This is a genomic window from Clostridium aquiflavi, from assembly GCF_031344075.1.
GTDB lineage: Bacteria > Bacillota > Clostridia > Clostridiales > Clostridiaceae > Clostridium > Clostridium aquiflavi.
In genome coordinates, this window is record NZ_JAVJAN010000015.1 from 1 (window position 1) to 18,724 (window position 18,724).

General features: G+C 27.6%; 18 protein-coding genes. 11 read left to right on the forward strand and 7 right to left on the reverse strand.

Annotated elements, in window-relative coordinates:
* Positions 1 to 395: 395 nt before the first annotated feature.
* From rnr to gltA, 4 genes are all read left to right on the forward strand, one after another.
* Positions 396 to 2,627 (forward strand): ribonuclease R, encoded by a 2,232-nt coding sequence (gene rnr / locus RGC78_RS06790; protein ID WP_252211963.1) that lies wholly within the window; start codon positions 396 to 398, stop codon positions 2,625 to 2,627.
* 198 nt (positions 2,628 to 2,825) lie between these two features.
* Positions 2,826 to 3,296, forward strand: coding sequence for an SsrA-binding protein SmpB (gene smpB / locus RGC78_RS06795; protein WP_003373284.1), 471 nt, complete (start codon positions 2,826 to 2,828; stop codon positions 3,294 to 3,296).
* A 359-nt stretch (positions 3,297 to 3,655) separates the two neighbouring features.
* On the forward strand, positions 3,656 to 4,543 hold the full coding sequence (locus RGC78_RS06800; protein WP_252211965.1) for a sulfide/dihydroorotate dehydrogenase-like FAD/NAD-binding protein: 888 nt from the start codon (positions 3,656 to 3,658) through the stop codon (positions 4,541 to 4,543).
* Positions 4,543 to 5,934: an NADPH-dependent glutamate synthase gene (gene gltA / locus RGC78_RS06805; protein WP_309556296.1), complete on the forward strand. Its 1,392-nt coding sequence runs from the start codon at positions 4,543 to 4,545 to the stop codon at positions 5,932 to 5,934. Before RGC78_RS06800 ends, gltA begins: the two co-directional genes overlap by 1 nt.
* Before the next feature lie 291 nt (positions 5,935 to 6,225).
* Here the strand turns inward: gltA and RGC78_RS06810 are convergent, their stop codons facing one another.
* From RGC78_RS06810 to modA, 3 genes are read right to left on the reverse strand one after another with little or no spacing between them, the layout of a single operon-like run.
* Entirely contained in the window at positions 6,226 to 7,275 is a 1,050-nt protein-coding gene (locus tag RGC78_RS06810) for a sulfate/molybdate ABC transporter ATP-binding protein (RefSeq protein WP_252211968.1), read from the reverse strand.
* A gap of 1 nt (position 7,276) precedes the next feature.
* On the reverse strand, positions 7,277 to 7,960 hold the full coding sequence (gene modB, locus RGC78_RS06815; RefSeq protein ID WP_252211970.1) for a molybdate ABC transporter permease subunit: 684 nt from the start codon (positions 7,958 to 7,960) through the stop codon (positions 7,277 to 7,279).
* 22 nt (positions 7,961 to 7,982) lie between these two features.
* Positions 7,983 to 8,804 carry a molybdate ABC transporter substrate-binding protein gene (gene modA, locus RGC78_RS06820; protein WP_205455222.1) on the reverse strand — a complete coding sequence of 274 codons (822 nt, stop codon included), beginning with the start codon at positions 8,802 to 8,804 and terminating at the stop codon, positions 7,983 to 7,985.
* Between the two features lie 264 nt (positions 8,805 to 9,068).
* Here modA and RGC78_RS06825 point away from each other — a divergent pair, with 264 nt between their 5' ends.
* The 6 genes from RGC78_RS06825 (at position 9,069) to asrC (ending at position 14,422) form a co-directional block, all read left to right on the forward strand.
* Positions 9,069 to 10,022, forward strand: coding sequence for a substrate-binding domain-containing protein (locus RGC78_RS06825; RefSeq protein ID WP_205455221.1), 954 nt, complete (start codon positions 9,069 to 9,071; stop codon positions 10,020 to 10,022).
* 61 nt (positions 10,023 to 10,083) lie between these two features.
* Positions 10,084 to 10,776, forward strand: coding sequence for a Crp/Fnr family transcriptional regulator (locus tag RGC78_RS06830; RefSeq protein WP_205455220.1), 693 nt, complete (start codon positions 10,084 to 10,086; stop codon positions 10,774 to 10,776).
* Positions 10,777 to 10,869: 93 nt separating this feature from the next.
* A complete protein-coding gene (locus RGC78_RS06835; RefSeq protein WP_252211971.1) occupies positions 10,870 to 11,637 on the forward strand; it encodes a formate/nitrite transporter family protein in 768 nt (255 codons plus the stop codon).
* A 12-nt stretch (positions 11,638 to 11,649) separates the two neighbouring features.
* Positions 11,650 to 12,660 (forward strand): anaerobic sulfite reductase subunit AsrA, encoded by a 1,011-nt coding sequence (asrA, locus tag RGC78_RS06840; RefSeq protein ID WP_205455218.1) that lies wholly within the window; start codon positions 11,650 to 11,652, stop codon positions 12,658 to 12,660.
* The gene (gene asrB / locus RGC78_RS06845; RefSeq protein ID WP_205455217.1) at positions 12,653 to 13,447 is read left to right on the forward strand and encodes an anaerobic sulfite reductase subunit AsrB; all 795 of its coding nucleotides are present in this window, start codon (positions 12,653 to 12,655) and stop codon (positions 13,445 to 13,447) included. The genes asrA and asrB overlap by 8 nt, the downstream gene beginning before the upstream one ends.
* Before the next feature lie 12 nt (positions 13,448 to 13,459).
* Positions 13,460 to 14,422 (forward strand): sulfite reductase subunit C, encoded by a 963-nt coding sequence (gene asrC / locus RGC78_RS06850; RefSeq protein WP_252211973.1) that lies wholly within the window; start codon positions 13,460 to 13,462, stop codon positions 14,420 to 14,422.
* A gap of 158 nt (positions 14,423 to 14,580) precedes the next feature.
* Here the strand turns inward: asrC and RGC78_RS06855 are convergent, their stop codons facing one another.
* The 3 genes from RGC78_RS06855 to RGC78_RS06865 are packed head-to-tail and all read right to left on the reverse strand — an operon-like array spanning position 14,581 to position 15,595.
* A complete protein-coding gene (locus RGC78_RS06855; RefSeq protein WP_012450300.1) occupies positions 14,581 to 15,144 on the reverse strand; it encodes a manganese catalase family protein in 564 nt (187 codons plus the stop codon).
* A 15-nt stretch (positions 15,145 to 15,159) separates the two neighbouring features.
* Positions 15,160 to 15,411, reverse strand: a complete 252-nt coding sequence (locus RGC78_RS06860; protein WP_205455214.1) for a spore coat protein CotJB — start codon at positions 15,409 to 15,411, stop codon at positions 15,160 to 15,162.
* 16 nt (positions 15,412 to 15,427) lie between these two features.
* Positions 15,428 to 15,595 carry a spore coat associated protein CotJA gene (locus RGC78_RS06865; protein WP_252211975.1) on the reverse strand — a complete coding sequence of 56 codons (168 nt, stop codon included), beginning with the start codon at positions 15,593 to 15,595 and terminating at the stop codon, positions 15,428 to 15,430.
* Positions 15,596 to 15,825: 230 nt separating this feature from the next.
* On the opposite strand from RGC78_RS06865, the gene RGC78_RS06870 reads away from it, so the two are divergent.
* A complete protein-coding gene (locus RGC78_RS06870; RefSeq protein WP_252211977.1) occupies positions 15,826 to 17,841 on the forward strand; it encodes a M13-type metalloendopeptidase in 2,016 nt (671 codons plus the stop codon).
* Positions 17,842 to 17,981: 140 nt separating this feature from the next.
* Here RGC78_RS06870 and RGC78_RS06875 read toward each other — a convergent pair whose 3' ends face one another.
* A complete protein-coding gene (locus RGC78_RS06875; RefSeq protein WP_252211978.1) occupies positions 17,982 to 18,722 on the reverse strand; it encodes a TIGR03915 family putative DNA repair protein in 741 nt (246 codons plus the stop codon).
* Positions 18,723 to 18,724: the final 2 nt, after the last annotated feature.

Genomic DNA, 18,724 nt, shown 5'->3' on the forward strand with positions numbered 1-18,724 from the left:
CTCTGTTTTAGCAGAGTGTTGATATATGCATAAGCAAAGTGAGCGGAGTAATTGAACTTAGGAATGCTAAAATGAGTATAGTCACATTTTAGCTTGCTCCCAATATAAAATTGAGACAAGCAGTAAATGTGACAATACTCATTGAGAATTCTCAAAGTTAAATTACAATGCCACTTTACCTATTGCATATATCAACACACATTTAAAACAGAGTTAAATTTAATTACAAATTAATAATTTGCAGTCTTTTTTTCTTAAAATCAAATAAATTTTAATTTATAAGCAAATACTAAAGATAATTATAAAAAATATATATTATAAAATGTTATTGTGGTAGTATATACTTAATATAATAGAAATATTTGCTATCAGTTAAGATAACAGGAGGACGTGTCATGACAATAAAAGAAACATTATTAAGTTTTATGAAAGAACCTGCATATAATCCAATGACTATTGAAGAGTTGGCTCTTGTTTTTGATATAAAATCACATGAATATGGTGATTTCAAAAAGATATTAAAAATTATGGAAAATGAAGGCTTGATTTCAAGTACTCAAAAAAATAAATATATTATAGCAGAGAGTGTAGGAGTAATAGCAGAGAGTGTAGGCTTAATTACTGGAAGGCTTCAAGCACATCCAAAGGGATTTGGATTTTTAATACCAGATGTAGAAGGAGAAAATGATGTATTTATCCCAAGTTCATGTATGAATGGAGCAATAAATGGAGATAAAATACAAGTTCAAATAACAAGGGAAAACTCAAATACTAAAAAAAGAGAAGGCGAAGTTTATAAAATCCTTGAAAGAAATACAACTAAAATAGTAGGAATATATGAAGATAATAAAAACTTTGGGTTTGTTGTTTCAGAAGATACAAGAATTACTCAAGATATTTTTATTTCTAAAAAGGATAGAAATGGAGCAGAAAATGGTGATGTAGTTATAGTAGAAATAACTAAATGGCCTGATAGAAAAAGAAGTCCAGAAGGATTAATAAAAGAAGTATTAGGTAAAAAAGGCGATAAAGGTATTGATATTTTAACAATTATAAGAAAGTTTGGTTTACCAGAAGAATTTAGTAAAAAAGTTTTAAAATTTGCAGAACAAATTCCAGAAACTATAAAGCCTGAAGAATATAAAAGAAGAGTAGATTTAAGAGATCTTAGAATGGTAACTATAGATGGAGAAGATGCTAAAGATTTAGATGATGCTGTATCTATAGAAAAATTGGAAGATGGAAACTTTAAATTAGGAGTTCACATTGCAGATGTTACTCATTATGTTAGAGAAAATAATATATTAGATAAGGAAGCTTTGAAAAGAGCTACATCTGTTTACTTAATAGATAGAGTTATTCCTATGTTACCTAAACAATTATCTAATGGGATATGTTCATTAAATCCAAAGGTTGATAGGTTAGCATTAAGTTGCTTTATGGTAATAAATAATAAAGGAACAGTCGTAGACCATGAGATAATGGAAAGTGTTATTAAAACAAGTGAAAGAATGACATATACTGATGTTACTAAGATATTAAGAGATAATGATGAAGAATTAATAAAAAAATATGATTATCTTTGTGAAGATTTTAAGTTAATGGAAGAACTTTGTTTAATATTAAGAAATAAGAGAATGAAAAGAGGAGCAATTGACTTCGATTTTGAAGAATCAAAGATAATCTTAGATGAAATGGGAAAACCAATAGATATAAAGCCATATGAACGTGAAATAGCTAATAAAATTATAGAAGAATTTATGCTAGTTTGTAATGAAACAGTTGCTGAGCATATGTTCTGGAGTAAACTTCCTTTTGTATATAGAGTTCATGAAAATCCAGATGAAGAAAAGTTAGTTAAATTTAAAGAATTTATATATAATTTAGGATATAAAATTAATTGGAGTGAAGATGTAAATCCAAAAACTTTACAAAGTATATTAGAACAAGTTAAAGGAAAAAAAGAAGAAACAATAGTAAGTACATTATTATTAAGATCAATGATGCAAGCACGTTATGCACCAGAATGTGTAGGTCACTTTGGATTAGCTGCACAGTATTATTGTCACTTTACATCTCCAATAAGAAGATATCCAGACTTACAAATTCATAGAATAATAAAAGAACATCTTAATGGAGAAATTGATGATGCAAGATTTAAAAAATTAGTACCAATAGTTGATGTAGCATCAAAACAATCATCTGAAAAGGAAAGAGTAGCTCAAGAAGCAGAAAGGGAAGTTGATGATTTAAAGAAAGCTGAGTATATGCTTGATAAAATAGGAGAAGAATTTACTGGAATGATATCCTCTGTTACATCATTTGGAATGTTTGTTGAATTACCAAACACTATTGAAGGATTAGTTCATGTTACTGAGCTAGATGATGATTACTATATATTTGATGAAGCACACTTAGCGTTAATTGGTGAAAAGACAAAAAATATGCATAAACTTGGAGACGAAGTAACAGTAAAATGTGTTAAGGTTGATATAGATAATAGAGAAATTTATTTTAAACTAGTGTCAACAAAAATAGATGAAGATAAAGAAGATAAAGAAGAGAAAAATAGTAAAGAAATTATAAAGGAACTTTTATCTTCAGAGGAAGAGCCCATTCTTAGTTAAATATCTATTAATTGATTAAAAATACTACTTATATTATAATTTTATATAAGAGTTAGTATGAAACCTAAATTATACATTAGGCTATGTTTTAAATGTGTGTTGGTATATGTAATCAGAGTAGCTTTACTTATTTACATATCAACACTCTGTTAAAATAGAGTTATACATTAAAATTTATGATTATTTGTGGGTGATTAAATGGTAAGAAAAAAAAGTTCAAATACTTTAGCAGAAAATAGAAAAGCAAGACATGAGTATTTTATAGAAGAAACTATTGAAGCTGGTATTGCATTGGTTGGGACGGAAGTAAAATCTATTAGAAATGGTAGAGCTAATTTAAAAGAATCCTATGCAGATATTAGAAATGGTGAAATTTTTATATTAAGTATGCATATAAGTCCGTATGAACAAGGCAATATATTTAATGTTGAGCCTTTAAGAGAAAAAAAATTATTATTACACAAATCAGAAATTCATAGACTAGCAGGTCTAGTATCTCGAGATGGATATACTTTAATTCCATTAACATTATACTTAAAAGCTGGGAAAGTTAAAGTAGCTTTGGGTATTTGTAAAGGTAAGAAAGATTATGATAAAAGAGATTCTATGTTAGAAAAAGCTCATAATAGAGAAATGCAAAGAGCTTTAAAAGAAAGAAGTAGATATTAGAGAGATGTTTATTTAAAATATAATAAAAAACTAATTTAATGGAATTTTATTTGAATTTTATTAAGTTAGTTTTTTATTTTTAGATTATGTTTTAGCAGAGTGTTGATATATGTATATGCAAAATGGACGGAGTAATTGAACTTAGGAACACTAAAATGATTATAGTTCCACTTTACCTATTACATATATCAACACATATTTAAAACAAAAAATTATAAATAAATAGAAAATATTTAAAAAATATACATTTTAGTAAAATAAAATATTAATTAAGTAAAATTTCAAAAAACATTTTAAAAAATTATCCAATTAGTGTATATTTATAGTATGCATATAAAATCTGAACAGGGGGAACAAAAATGTATAAGATAGTTAGTAAAAGAGAGCTTACAAATAATATTTTTTTAATGGATATAGAAGCTCCAAGAGTAGCAAAATCAGCAAAACCTGGTCAATTCATAATAATAAAAAATGATGACAAAGGTGAAAGAATTCCTTTAACTATTGCAGACTATGATAGTAAAAAAGGAACAGTAACAATAGTTTTTCAAACTGTTGGAAAAAGTACAAAGGAATTAGCACAATATGAAGTTAATGATTATGTAAGTGACTTTGTTGGACCTTTAGGACAACCAACTGAATTCATTCATGAAGAGTTAGAAGAATTAAAAAAGAAAAATATTATTTTTGTAGCAGGTGGAGTTGGTGCTGCACCAGTTTATCCTCAAGTTAAATGGATGCACGAAAATGGTATTAATGTAGACGTTATAGTTGGTTCTAGAAATAAAGAACTTTTAATATTAGAAGAAGAAATGAAAAAGGTTGCAGGAAATTTATATATATCAACAGACGATGGAAGTTATGGATTTAATGGTAGAGTTACTGATTGTTTACAAAGCCTAGTTAATGACGGAAAGAAGTATGATCATGCAGTGGTTATTGGACCTATGATAATGATGAAATTTATGGCAGCATTAACTAAAGAACTTGGAATTAAAACAACTGTTAGCTTAAATCCTATTATGGTAGATGGTACAGGTATGTGTGGTGCTTGTAGAGTTACAGTTGGAAATGAAGTTAAATTTGCTTGTGTTGATGGTCCAGAATTTGATGGACATTTAATTGATTTTGATGAATCAATGAGAAGACAAGCTATGTATAAGAGTGAAGAAGGTAGAGCACAATTAAAGGTTGAAGAAGGAAATACTCATAGTCATGGTGGCTGTGGTTGCGGAGGTGATAAATAATGGATATGAAAGATAGAATGGTTAAGGTTCCTGTAAGAGAACAAGATGCAAAAGTTAGGGCAACAAACTTTGAAGAAGTATGTTTAGGATATAATGAAGAAGAAGCTAAAAAAGAAGCTTCAAGATGTTTAAATTGTAAGAATCCTAAATGTATAGAAGGATGTCCAGTAGCTATCAATATTCCAGGATTTATATCACATATAAAAGATAATAAATTTGAAGATGCAGCAAAGGAAATTGCAAAATATAGTGCACTTCCTGCTGTATGTGGTAGAGTATGTCCACAAGAAAGCCAATGTGAAGGTAAGTGTGTATTAGGAATAAAAGGTGAACCAGTATCAATTGGTAAACTAGAAAGATTTACAGCTGATTGGTCTGCAGAACACAATATCGACTTAAGTGAAACAGCTCCTTCAAATGGTAAAAAAATTGCAGTAATAGGAAGTGGTCCTTCTGGATTAACTTGTGCTGGAGACTTAGCTAAAAAGGGATATGATGTTACTATATTTGAAGCTTTACATAAAGCTGGTGGAGTTTTAGAATATGGTATACCTGAATTTAGACTTCCAAAGGAAAAAGTAGTTAAAAATGAAGTTGAAAACATTAAAAAATTAGGTGTTAAAATTGAAACTAATGTTATAATAGGAAAAACTATAACTATAGATGAACTTTTTGAAGATGAAAAGTTTGAAGCCGTATTTATAGGATCAGGAGCAGGTCTTCCTAAATTCATGGGTATAAATGGAGAAAATGCAAATGGAGTATTCTCTGCAAATGAATTTTTAACAAGAGTTAACTTAATGAAAGCATATTTAGATGAATATGATACTCCTGTTAAGAATGGTAAAAAAGTTGCAGTAGTTGGTGGCGGAAATGTTGCTATGGATGCTGCAAGAACTGCATTAAGACTTGGAGCTGAAAGTCATATAGTATATAGAAGAAGTGAATCAGAGCTTCCAGCAAGAATTGAAGAAGTTCATCATGCTAAGCAAGAAGGAATAATTTTTGATTTATTAACTAATCCAAAAGAAATCTTAACAGATGAAAATGGATGGGTTAATGGTATGAGGTGCGTTAAGATGGAACTTGGGGAACCTGATGCATCTGGAAGAAGAAGACCAGTTGAAATTGAAGGATCAGAATTTATTATGGATGTAGATACTGTAATAATGTCACTTGGAACTTCACCAAATCCATTAATTTCTTCAACAACTGAGGGATTAGAAGTTAATAAGTGGAAGTGTTTAGTTGCAGATGAAAATGGCTTAACTACTAAAGAAGGTGTTTATGCAGGTGGAGATGCTGTTACAGGTGCTGCAACAGTAATACTTGCAATGGGTGCTGGTAAGAAGGCAGCAGAAGCTATAGATGAATATTTACAAAGTAAATAAATATTTAGTAAAATAAAAATGGTTGTATCAAATTACATTTATTTTAACTTATGGCTGTGCTTTAGTAGCGTATTGATATATACACATATTTAAAATAGAGCCTAATCTATAAAAGGGGATTCATTAAAATGTGAATCCTCTTTTTCAATGTACAGGGATTTTAAAATATGTATTTTTAGAAAATTTTTAGGGTTTTTAATCAAAATTTTCAAATTCAGTACTATTAACTAAAAAGCTTGAAATTTAGTTAAGCATCATTAAATAAGTGATATATCTTAATTTTAGATAATCTTAAAATAAGAATAAATCATCAGTAGAAAATGTAAGATATATTAAATCTCCTTTGTGAAAATTAATGAGATCTTTAGTAAGCCTAAAGTTTATTAAGTTAGAAGTTGTTTTATTAGGATTTTTAAGATATATTGTGTAATCAAATGGATTTTCTATTATATTTTCAACCATAAAAGGAAATGTATTAGCAATATTTTTATCATTACATAATGTTATATTATGTTCTCTTATACCAATGTAACTAATATTATTTATATCACAATTAGATTTTATAATATATTCATGTCCCCAGTCTTCAGCATAGATTTTATTATTATCAATTATTTTTATATGAGATATATTTTTGCAGCCAGTTAATCTTGCTTCGGCAAGCGATTTTGGAGCATTAAATAATGATTTTTTCTCTCTCATATTAAGAGCAGTACCATTATCATAGACAATTATATTATCACATACTCTATAGGCCTCTTCTATGTCATGAGTAACAAAAATAACAGTACCATCATAATTTTTTAGAATAGACAATAATTCTTTTTCCATGTTATGTCTAAGGTGATGATCTAAAGCTGAAAAAGGTTCATCTAAAAGTAGTATATCCGGAGAAGTAATTAAAGCTCTAGCTAAAGCAACTCTTTGTTGTTGCCCACCAGATAACTGCCAAGGATAATTTTTTTCTAATCCACTTAATCCAAATCTATTTATATATTTATTAACCAAATTATTAACATTAGCTTTTTTTGAATTTAATAGTCCAACTTTAATATTTTCTTCAACAGTCATATTAGGAAATAAAGCATAGTTTTGAAATAAAAAACCTATTTTTCTGTTTTTACATGAAATAGATATGTTTTTTTTTGAATCAAATAGAATAGTATCATTTAATATTATTTTTCCTTGTTCAGGCTTGTCTAAACCAGCAATACATTTTAAACTCATACTTTTACCTGAACCAGATGCCCCTAGAAATCCTAATATTCCTTTTTTATGATTAAATTCTACATTTAAAGAAATTGAAGATAATTCTTTTTTTATGTTTACATATAAAGACATATTACTTAATTCTCCTTCCAATGAGTTTAAGTTGTAAGTCTGACCAATAATTTAATAAAATAATCATAAATAATGATAGTGATACGATTATGATAACCCATAAAAGGGCTTTCTGCATGTCATCACCTTCCACTGCAAAAAATATTGCTAGTGGCATAGTTTGAGTTTTTCCAGGGATATTACCTGCAATCATTAAAGTAGCACCAAATTCCCCCATAGCTCTAGCAAAAGATAATACTAACCCTGCTATTATTCCAGGCCAAGATAATGGAATAGCAATTTTATAGAATATTTGTAATTCACTTAATCCCAGTGTTCTAGCAGCTGAAATGATGTTAGTGTCTATTTGTTCAAAGGCAGATCTAGTTGTTCTATACATCATTGGAAAAGAGACAACTACTGCAGCTATTACTGTGGCTGTCCAAGAAAATATTAAAGATTTATCAAATATTAAAAATAACTTTCCTATAAATCCATTTTTACCACATATAAGAAGTAAAAAGAACCCAACAACAGTTGGAGGAAGAATTAATGGTAAATTTAATAAACCATCAAGTAATCCTTTGAGTTTTCCATTAAAATTTGCTATCCAGTATGAAACAATAATACCTAATACAAAGGTAAGAGATGTCGCAACTAAAGATGTTTTTAAAGATATCCATAATGGTGAAAGGTCCATACCCATATTAATTCCTCCTCATAATTAATTAGTCTATAGATTTATAGCCATATTTTTCAAAAATATTTTTAGCATCATCTGTAAACAAAAAATCCTCAAATTGTTTTGCAGTATCAACTTGTTTTGTAACATCTGATTTTGATGTATTTTTTACTATAGAAATAGGATAAGTAATAGGAGAATGGCATGTTTCAGGAATAGTTTCAATTATTTTAGCATCTTTATTATTTAAAGCATCGCTTAAATAAACAAATCCAACATCAGCATTACCGGATATTGACCATGCTAGTACCTCTTTTACATCCTTTGCAAATACTAATTTTGATTCTATATCAGATTTTATGTTTAAATTATTGAAAGTCTCATCAGCATATTTTCCAGCAGGTACACTTGATGGTTCACCAGCTGCAATTTTTTTTACTTTATCGGTTTTTAAATCATTTATACTAGTAATAGTTGTAGACTTAGGACCAATAAGAACTAATTCATTTTTTACTAAATCTTTTTTTGTAGATTCAAGTAATAAATTTTCTTCATCTAATTTTTTCATTTGACTTTGACCAGCTGAAATAAAGATATCACAAGGAGCACCTTGTTCGATTTGTTGTTGTAAAGAACCTGATGAACCATAATTTATAACAAGATCAGCATTCGGTGCAATAGATTTGAACTTTTCTTGAATATCAGCCATAGCTTCTTTTAAGCTAGCGGCTGCTGAAATGTTAAGTTCTATTTTTTCAGAGTTGTTAGATTGAGCAGAACTATTTTTTGTTTCCTTTTTTGCACATCCTGAAAGTAATACGATACAAGATGTAACTGCTAATAATGCGATTAAAATTTTGTTTTTCATAAATATCTCCCCTTTTAACATTGTTTTGTATAGTTTTATTGAGTTTTACACTGTTTTGTATATTTTTAATAATTTTACCATTATTTAAGAATTGATTCAACAACATAATTGCTAAAATAACAAAATTTTCCTTGGTAAACATAATATTTTATAGCAACTATTATTTCTTAATGATAAAATTAATAAGAAGTGAAATATTCGTTAGAAAGATAAATAGCTTTCTATGAAATGTTACAACTAGATTATACAAGGGGGAGATTAATTGTGGACTCAGAAAGATCATTGACTGCACTTGAAGTATCAGAATTATTAAAAATAAATAAAAATACAGTTTATGAACTTGTAAAGAGAGGCGAATTACCTGGATATAAGATAGGAAAAAAATTAAGGATAGATGAAAAAGATGTTTTTGAATATATAAATGATCAAAAATCTTCTTCAAGAAATAGTAAGAATATCACAAACAACTATTTAAATAATAATGTGAATATAAATTCTGAATTTAAAGTAGAAAATGATATCATAATTTCAGGACAAGATATTATTTTAGATGTTTTAGCTCGTCATATTGAAGAAAAAACTGATAATATTAGAGTTTTACGTTCAAATGTTGGTAGTTACACGAGCTTGTGTGATTTATATAATGATAAGATATCAATATCGTCATCACATCTTTGGGATGGTGATACAAATGAATATAATACAGCTTATGTAAGACGATTAATCCCAGGAATTCCCTGCATAATAATTAATTTAGCTTATAGAAGACAAGGTTTTTATGTAGCTAAGGGAAATCCACATAACATAACAACATGGAATGATTTAATAAAAAATGATATAAGTATAGTGAATAGAGAAAAAGGATCAGGTACTAGAGTATTGTTAGATGAGAAGTTAAGATTATACAATGTTGAAGGCGAGTCTATTAAAGGTTATAACTTTGAACAATCTTCTCATTTAGCAGTAGCAAGCAGTATAGCTGTGGGGGATGGAGACTTAGGGATAGGAATAGAAAAGGTTGCCCATCAAGTGAGTGAGATTGATTTTGTACCTATACAAGAAGAACGATATGATTTGATTATAAAAAAATCCTCTTTAAAATATCCACTTTATAAGTTAATAATTGAGATAATTCAATCTAAAAAATTCAAAAAAGAAATCAAAGGATTGGGTGAATATGATTTAAGAGATATAGGTAAGATTCTTGCCGAAACTTAAAAGCTAGCATTAAGTTAAAAAATATATTAAATATTATTAGAATATATATTTTGGAGGAATTATGAATAATGTTACCATACAGGAACTTAGAAATTTAGAAATTTTTAAAAATATATGTGATGATTCTTTGAATAAAATTATTGAAATGGGAATTTTAATTAAATACCCTTCAGGGAGGCATATTTTTAGAGATAAAGAAGATGTGAAAAATTTATATGTAGTATTAAGTGGTACAGTATCATTGTATAAATCAAATGAATGTGGACATAAGAGAGCCATCTTTATTTTAGGAAAAGGTAAGATGATTAATGATGTTATAATACAGGAATTACCATCATCCATTAATTGTGAAGTTTTCGAAGAAGCAGAAATTTTAAGTTTCAATAAAGAGGAATTCTTGAAACTTATGGAAGTGGATTTTACATTAACCAAAAATGTAATGTGCTCATTATCAATGAAAGTAAGAAGGTTATATAGGCAGATTAAAAATTCAACAGGCGTTATAAAAATGGAAAAACGATTATGTGCAAAACTGTGGAAATTAAGCAAGGATTATGGAATTGAAAAAAACGGTGAAGTAGTAGTTGATAAAAAGATAACTATTACCTATTTAGCAGATTTATTAGGTTCGAAAAGGGAAACAATATCTAGGGCATTAAAAATATTATGTAATGAAAATTTAATTGAATATAAAAATAAGCAGATAATAGTAAGGAATCAGGAAAAATTATCGCAGTTTTTTAAAGCACCGTGATTAATATCACGGTGCTTTAATTCTTTAGAATATATACTTAGATTAATGGAAAGCATAATTTAAAATCGCAATTATGAAGGGAGATTTAATACGGTGTTTTGTGAAGAATTTAACAGTGTAGTAGTAGCTGCAAAAGCAAAGGTTAATTTACTAAAAAATAATAAATTAGGTTATTTTATTAGCTCAATGCTTGCAGGTGCTTATGTAGGAATGGGAATAATACTTATATTTACAATAGGTGGACTTTTAAGTAGTGCAGGATCACCATTTACTAAAGTAATTATGGGAGCATCTTTTGGAGTAGCACTTAGTTTAGTAGTAATGGCAGGATCAGAACTTTTTACAGGAAATAATTTTGTTATGACAGCAGGATCCTTAAGTGGTGAAGTAACTTGGAGTGATACACTTAAAGTTTGGGGGCTTTGTTTTTTAGGAAATTTAGTTGGATCTATAATTACAGGAGCTATGTTTTATTTAACAGGTCTTGCAACAGGTCCAGTAGGAGAGTTTATTGCTAGTACTTCAGCGGTGAAAATGAGTGTGCCTTTTTTACCATTATTAATGAGAGGTGTACTTTGTAATATACTAGTTTGCTTAGCTGTATGGTGTAGTTTTCGTTGTAAGAATGAAGTCGCTAAGTTAATTATGATATTTTGGTGTTTATTTGTGTTTATAACAGCTGGATTTGAACATAGTGTAGCTAATATGACACTTTTAACAGTAGGATTACTTTCACCAGGTGCAGCATATGTAAGTGTAATGGGATATTTATATAACATCATAGTTGTAACACTTGGAAATATCATTGGAGGAGCTATATTTTTAGCAGTTCCATACTATTTAATATCAAAAAAGAAGTAAGGGGATATCATTATGGGATATAAATTAAATAAAACTGATGTAAATAATATTTTTGATAATTTATCAAGAGAATATGATATATATGCGCCTAAGCTATTTCTAGGAGAAGGAACTTATTCTGATACAGATAGAATTAGGTATGGAAAGGTAGAAAATATAGATGAAATAGTTTTTGATAAAAAAGCTGAATATTCATCTAAAGAAATTTTATTACCAATATCTGAAACATTGTTCTTCTTTACAGAGGATGAGATAAAAGAAGCTAAGACTTCTAAAAAAGGTGCACTAGTATTTTTAAGAAGTTGTGATTTACATGCTATAAAACGTATGGATGATATTTATTTAAAAAATGGACATGAAGATTTTTATTATAAGAGATTAAGAGAAAAAACTAAGTTCATTTTAATTGGATGTGAAAAATCATTTGAAAAATGTTTTTGTGTAAGCATGGAAACTAATAAAACTGATGAATATGCGGCATATTTAAAAGTTATAGGTGACGAAGTATATATAGATGCTAAAGAAGAAGAATTCATAAAACTATTTTCAATTGGTGAAAATATAGAAGTGAAGCCTGACTTTGTAAGTGAAAACAATAAAAAGGTTTCAGTGCCAGATAATCTTTCATTAGATATTATAAATTCAAAAATGTGGGAAGATTATAGTGCACGTTGTATTGCATGTGGTAGATGTAATTTTGTTTGTCCAACTTGTACTTGCTTTACAATGCAAGATATATTCTACACTGATAATGGAAAAGCAGGTGAAAGACGTAGGGTATGGGCTTCATGTCAAGTAGATGGATTTACTGAGATGGCTGGTGGACATACTTTTAGAGCTGACAAAGGACAACGTATGAGATTTAAAGTTATGCACAAAGTATATGATTATAAAAAGAAATGGGGATATCACATGTGTGTTGGATGCGGTAGATGTGATGATATTTGTCCAGAATATATATCTTTCTCTAATTGCGTAAATAAATTAGAAAATGGAATGAAAGAGGTGTCTTCTAATGAGTAGAAATGAATATATTCCTTTTTTATCAGAAATTAAGGAAGTTATTAAACATACAGATATTGAATATACTTTCAGAATGGAATTTTCAGGCGATGTAAAACCAGGACAATTTTTTGAAGTATCATTGCCTAAGTTTGGAGAAGCACCTATTTCAGTAAGTGGTATTGAAGAAAATACTGTTGACTTAACAATAAGAAGAGTTGGAAAAGTTACTAATGAAATATTCAATAATTATGTAGGTGATAAATTATATCTAAGAGGTCCTTATGGAAATGGATTTGATGTAAATGAATATAAGGGAAAAGATTTAATTATTGTAGCAGGTGGGACAGGTTTATCTCCAGTTAAAGGTGTAGTTGATTATTTTGCAAATAATATAGATAAAATTAACAGTTTTACATTAATAGCAGGTTTTAAATCTCCTAATGACATTTTATTTAAATCAGATATAAAAGATTGGAACGATAAAATAAATGCTATTATTACAGTAGATAATGCTGATGAAAGCTATGATGGAAAAGTAGGATTGGTTACTAAATATATACCAGAACTTGATATAAAAGATTTAAATAATGTTGCTGTTATTGTAGTTGGACCTCCTATGATGATGAAGTTCACAGTTGCAGAATTTTTAAAACTTGGAATAGAAGAAAAAAATATATGGATTTCTCAAGAAAGAAAAATGTGCTGTGGAATAGGAAAATGTGGACACTGTAAAATAGATGATACTTATATTTGTTTAGATGGACCTGTTTTTAATTATTCAAAAGGTAAGTCTTTACTAGACTAGGAGGAGTTAATTATGGATTTAAATACAAAAAAAATCAAGAAAAATGCTTTTAGAGTTACTAAAGTAAGGGGATTAACTGCTTCTAGAGTTAGAGTTCCAGGAGGACATTTACAAGCAGATTTATTAGGCAAGATACAAGAAATATCGCAAATGTATGGTAATGGAAGTGTGCATATAACAACACGTCAAGGATTTGAAATACCAGGAATAAAATATGAAGATATTAATAAGGTAAATGAATTATTACAGCCAATTATAGAAAGTTTAGGTATAAATCAAGAAATACCAGGAAAGGGATATACATCTGCTGGAACTAGAAATGTATCAGCATGTATTGGTAATAATGTTTGCCCATTTGCAAATTATAATACAACTAATTTTGCTAAAAGAATAGAAAAAGCTATATTTCCCAATGATCTACACTTTAAGATAGCACTTACCGGGTGCCCAAACGATTGTGTAAAAGCTAGAATGCATGATTTTGGGATAATAGGAATGACTGAACCACAGTATGATAAAGAGAGATGTGTAAGCTGTGGGGCATGTGTAAGAGCTTGTAAGAAGAAGTCAGTAGATGCACTTAAAGCAGTAAATTATAAAGTAGTAAGAAATGAAGAAAAATGTATTGGATGTGGAGAATGTGTTATAAATTGTCCTACTGGTGCGTGGACAAGAAGTAAAGAAAAATATTATAAATTAGTTATAATGGGTAGAAGCGGTAAAAGAAACCCACGTCTTGCTGAAGATTTCTTAATTTGGTCAGATGAACAAAGTATAATTAAGATAATATTGAACACTTATAAATTTGTGGCTAAGTATATAGATAAAAGTGCTCCAGGTGGCAAAGAACATATAGGATATATCATCGATAGAGTAGGATTTGAAGAATATAAAAAGTGGGCACTAGACGGAATAGAATTCCCAGAAAAAACAATAGTAAAGCAATGTGTTTATTGGAATGGAGTACATTTTTAATTAAACAACTTAAAAATCTCTACAGAAATAAAACTGTAGAGATTTTTTAAACTTCATTTTAATTATGAAAGTTTTAAAAATTTTGCATTATTTTAAATGTGTGTTGATATTGTAATGCAAACATTAATTTAAAATAGAGCACAAAATTTGAAGAAATATTATTTATTACATAAATGATCTTGGACGTTCATTAAAGCTTCACCAAATCTTTGATAGTGTACAACTTCTCTTTCTCTTAAGAATTTTAAGACGTCTTTAATATCTTGTTCATCAGTTAATTGAATTAAATGTTCATAAGTTGCTCTAGCCTTTTGTTCTGCTGCCATATCTTCATGTAAATCTGCAATTACATCTCCTTTTGCTTGGATATAAGTTGCTGTCCAAGGGTTTCCAGTAGCATCAGTATAGAATAATGCTTTTCCATGATCAACATAATGTCCACCAAGACCTGCTTCTTTAAGTTCATCTAATGTTGCATTCTCCATAAGTTGATAAATCATAGTAGCAAGCATTTCTACATGCGCCATTTCCTCTGTACCTATATCAGTAAGTAATCCTTTGGATTTTCCAGTAGGCATTGTATAACGTTGATTTAAATATCTAAGTGCGGCACCTAATTCTCCATCAGGTCCTCCATATTGAGACATAAGATATTTTGCCATTGCAAGATCTTTACACTTTAAGTTTATTGGATATTCTAATGTTTTAACATAATACCACATAATCTTTTATTCCTCCTAATTTTCTTTTTCCCAAGGCCAAGATTTTTCTATCCAATAACGTGGATCTTCTTTAAAAGAAGTACCAAAATTAGTTAAAGGACCGAAATTTTTTTCGTATTCATTAGTTAAACAAGTTAATTTAGCTGATACTATATCATAGTCTTTTTTTGCATTTTCATTATCAGGAAAATTATCAAGGAATAAATTTAGATCAACAGCTGAAAATTGATAAATTCTTATACTATCTAATAAATCTTTTTCATACATAATATATCACCCCACATTAACATTTACTTTTTTTCTTTTCATTATAAGGTTCGTAAAGGTCTTTAAAAATAGTTCCTTTAACAAAGCCTTCTTTACATGTGAATAGATTTTCATAAGGTTGAGGCATTATATATGCACGTGCATATTCTTTTAATTTATAGGTACAATTATCATTTTTGTACATAAAATTTTTTCATCCCTTCATTTTGATTGCTTAATAAATATAATATGCATATAGAGAGATAAAGTGATTCTTGTGAAAAACATATATTTTTAAGTCTAAAATGTATGCAAATAAATATTAATTTTATCTTAAATTATACTTAAATAAAGAACATCTGTTTAATAATGCTATTATTAAGTAGATGTTTTTTATATAATTAACATATAATATAAAATGTGAAGGGGACTAATATGATAAAGTATAAAAAAACAGCACGTACATTAGCTTTAATATTATCTGTGTTTATTATAAATTCATTTATAAATTATAATGTATTTGCAAGTGAAGTAATTAAGCAGAGCAATAATGAAATAAGGCTACAAGACAACTTCTATGAAGCTGTTAATAAGGAATGGCTAAAAAAATCAATACTTAAACAAGATGAAGAAGCTAAAAGTACTTTTACTGAAACAAAGGATAAGGTTAATAATGACGCAAAAAGAATATTTAATGATTTATTAATTCATGAAGATAAATATTTAAGTAATACAGACGAAAAGAAGATAATAAATTTATATAATAATTCTATTAATATTTCAGAAAGAAATAATCAAGGTGCAGAACCTATAAAGAAATATACAAATAAAATAAAGGAAGCTAAAAATATAAATGAGCTTACAAAATTATTAGGCGATCCAACGATAAATATATTTAGTAATTTAATTAATTTTAGTGTTGGAAGCGATATTTATGATGAGAAAAACAATGCACTATATATTTCATCAACAAGATTAGTTTTAGGAGATTCAGATCAATATAGAAATGAAACAGATAAAACTAAAGATAATAGAGAAAATATGGAAAAATACTTAGTCAATATATTAATGTTAAGTGGATATTCTAGAGAAGAATCGATAATAAAAGTTAATAATTTATTTTATTTTGAAAATCAATTAGCACCATCTATTATAGGTGTTAATGAATTTGCAGAGTATTATAATAACCAAAAAAATAACTATAAAACTTATAAAATCAGTGATGTTAATGAACTTTCAAGTAATTTAGATTTATCATATATAATAAAAAACCTTGGATATGAAAATGTAGACAAAGTAATTTTATTTGAACCTAAATGGTTAAATAAATTAAATGAGTTATATAGTGAAGAAAATTTGCAAGTAATAAAAGATTATACTGAAGTTTGTATGATTTCTGCTGCAAGTAAATATCTAAGTGAAAATTTTAGAAATGAATATTTAGCTTTACAAAAATCATTATATGATATAGATAGTATATCATTAGAAGATGAAACTAAAGAACTTGTAAAAAAGAATTTCAATTCAGCTTTAAGTAAATTATATGTAGAAGAGGTCTTTAGTGAAGAGATAAAAAATGATGTGAAAAATATTACTGAAGAAATTATAAATACTTATTCAAATAGAATTAAAAATCTTGATTGGATGAGTGCTTCCACTAAAGATAACGCTATTAAAAAGTTAAAGAATATAAAAGTAAATATAGGCTATCCAGAAGAATGGACAGATTATTCAAATTTAGAAATAAAGTCATATAAAGAAGATGGATCACTTCTTGAAAATATAATAAATTTAGAGAAATTTTCATATAAACAACCTATAAGTTCTAGAGAATCATTTAACAAAATATCACCAGAAGATGTTAATGCATATTATGATGCTGAGTCTAATGAAATTACAATTCCAGCAGCTATATTGCAAAAACCGTTCTATGATATAAATGAAAGTAAAGAAAAAAATTTAGGTGGATTAGGAGTTATTATTGGACATGAAATTACTCATGCTTTTGATAATAATGGATCTAAGTTTGATGAAAATGGAAAAATAAAAAATTGGTGGAATGATGAAGATTATAAAAAATATGAAGATAAAATTAAAAGAATAGAAGAGGTTTATGGAAATATAGAAGCATTACCTGGGATAAAAGTGAATGGGGAAATTACTTTAGGTGAAAATATTGCGGATATTGGATCTATGACTTGTATGTTAGATATTTTAGATAAAATACCTAATGTAAATTATGATGAGTTTTTTAGAAATTTTGCTAGAGTATGGAGAGATGTAACTACTGAAGAATATAAAGTATTATTATTAAAAATAGACAGCCATTCACCTAGTGATATTAGAGTAAATACAGTATTACAACAATTTGAAAAATTCTATGAAATTTATAATGTAACTGAAAATGATGATATGTATATAAAAGTAAAAGATAGATTATCTATTTGGTAGAATAGAATTTTAGTAGGTTAAGTTTAATTACTATGATAAGTTTTACTTATAGATATACTAGAGAAGTGAGAGTATAGATAATTCTGTGTAAATACAAAATTATCTAATGTCTAGAGAGGTTAATGATTAGAATATAAATTTTAGTCATTAACCTCTATTATGTGCTTCCAATATCTTTTTGGCATCATTCTACTTTGTAATTTTAGATTTTTTCTTTCAACTATAGCTGTAGATTTGAAATATGTGCTCCAAAGTGTACCGTAGTTATCAGAATGTGTTTTCAATTTTTCATAATCTCTTAAATCAAGAGGAATTATTTCATAATTTATTTTATTATAAATTATTGCTTTTTCCCTATTCAAATCATGAATTATAAAGTATTCATTTTTAAATCTTTTCTTAAAATGGTCAGCTATAAGTTCTAATATATCATTATCAGGTTCAATAGAAGAATAGAAAAATTTATTATTTATAAGGTTGAATCTAATAAATCCTTTAAATCTATGACTTTCATAAGTTACTTTTTTATTAATGGTATCTATAAGCCTAATTTCATCAATATTTAAAAAAGAATGAACATCCTTGTTTAATTTAAAAGCAATTTTTAAATATTTAAGTAAGAGCATTTCTTTATTTTCGTAATTGCTTAAATATACAATATAGATTTTTTTTAGAGCTAATTTGTCTATTTTATAAATTATAGTATTTTGAACTTTCTCAGCAATATGAGAATTAGTATTTATATTAATAATTTCGCTTCCAAGCAAGGGTATATTATTTTTTTTACTACATATAAATAAATTTGTCTGATCATAATTAAAACTTTTATATAAAGCATTTAAAAGCCCAAAGAAAGTATCATCATATATTAGTATTTTCATAA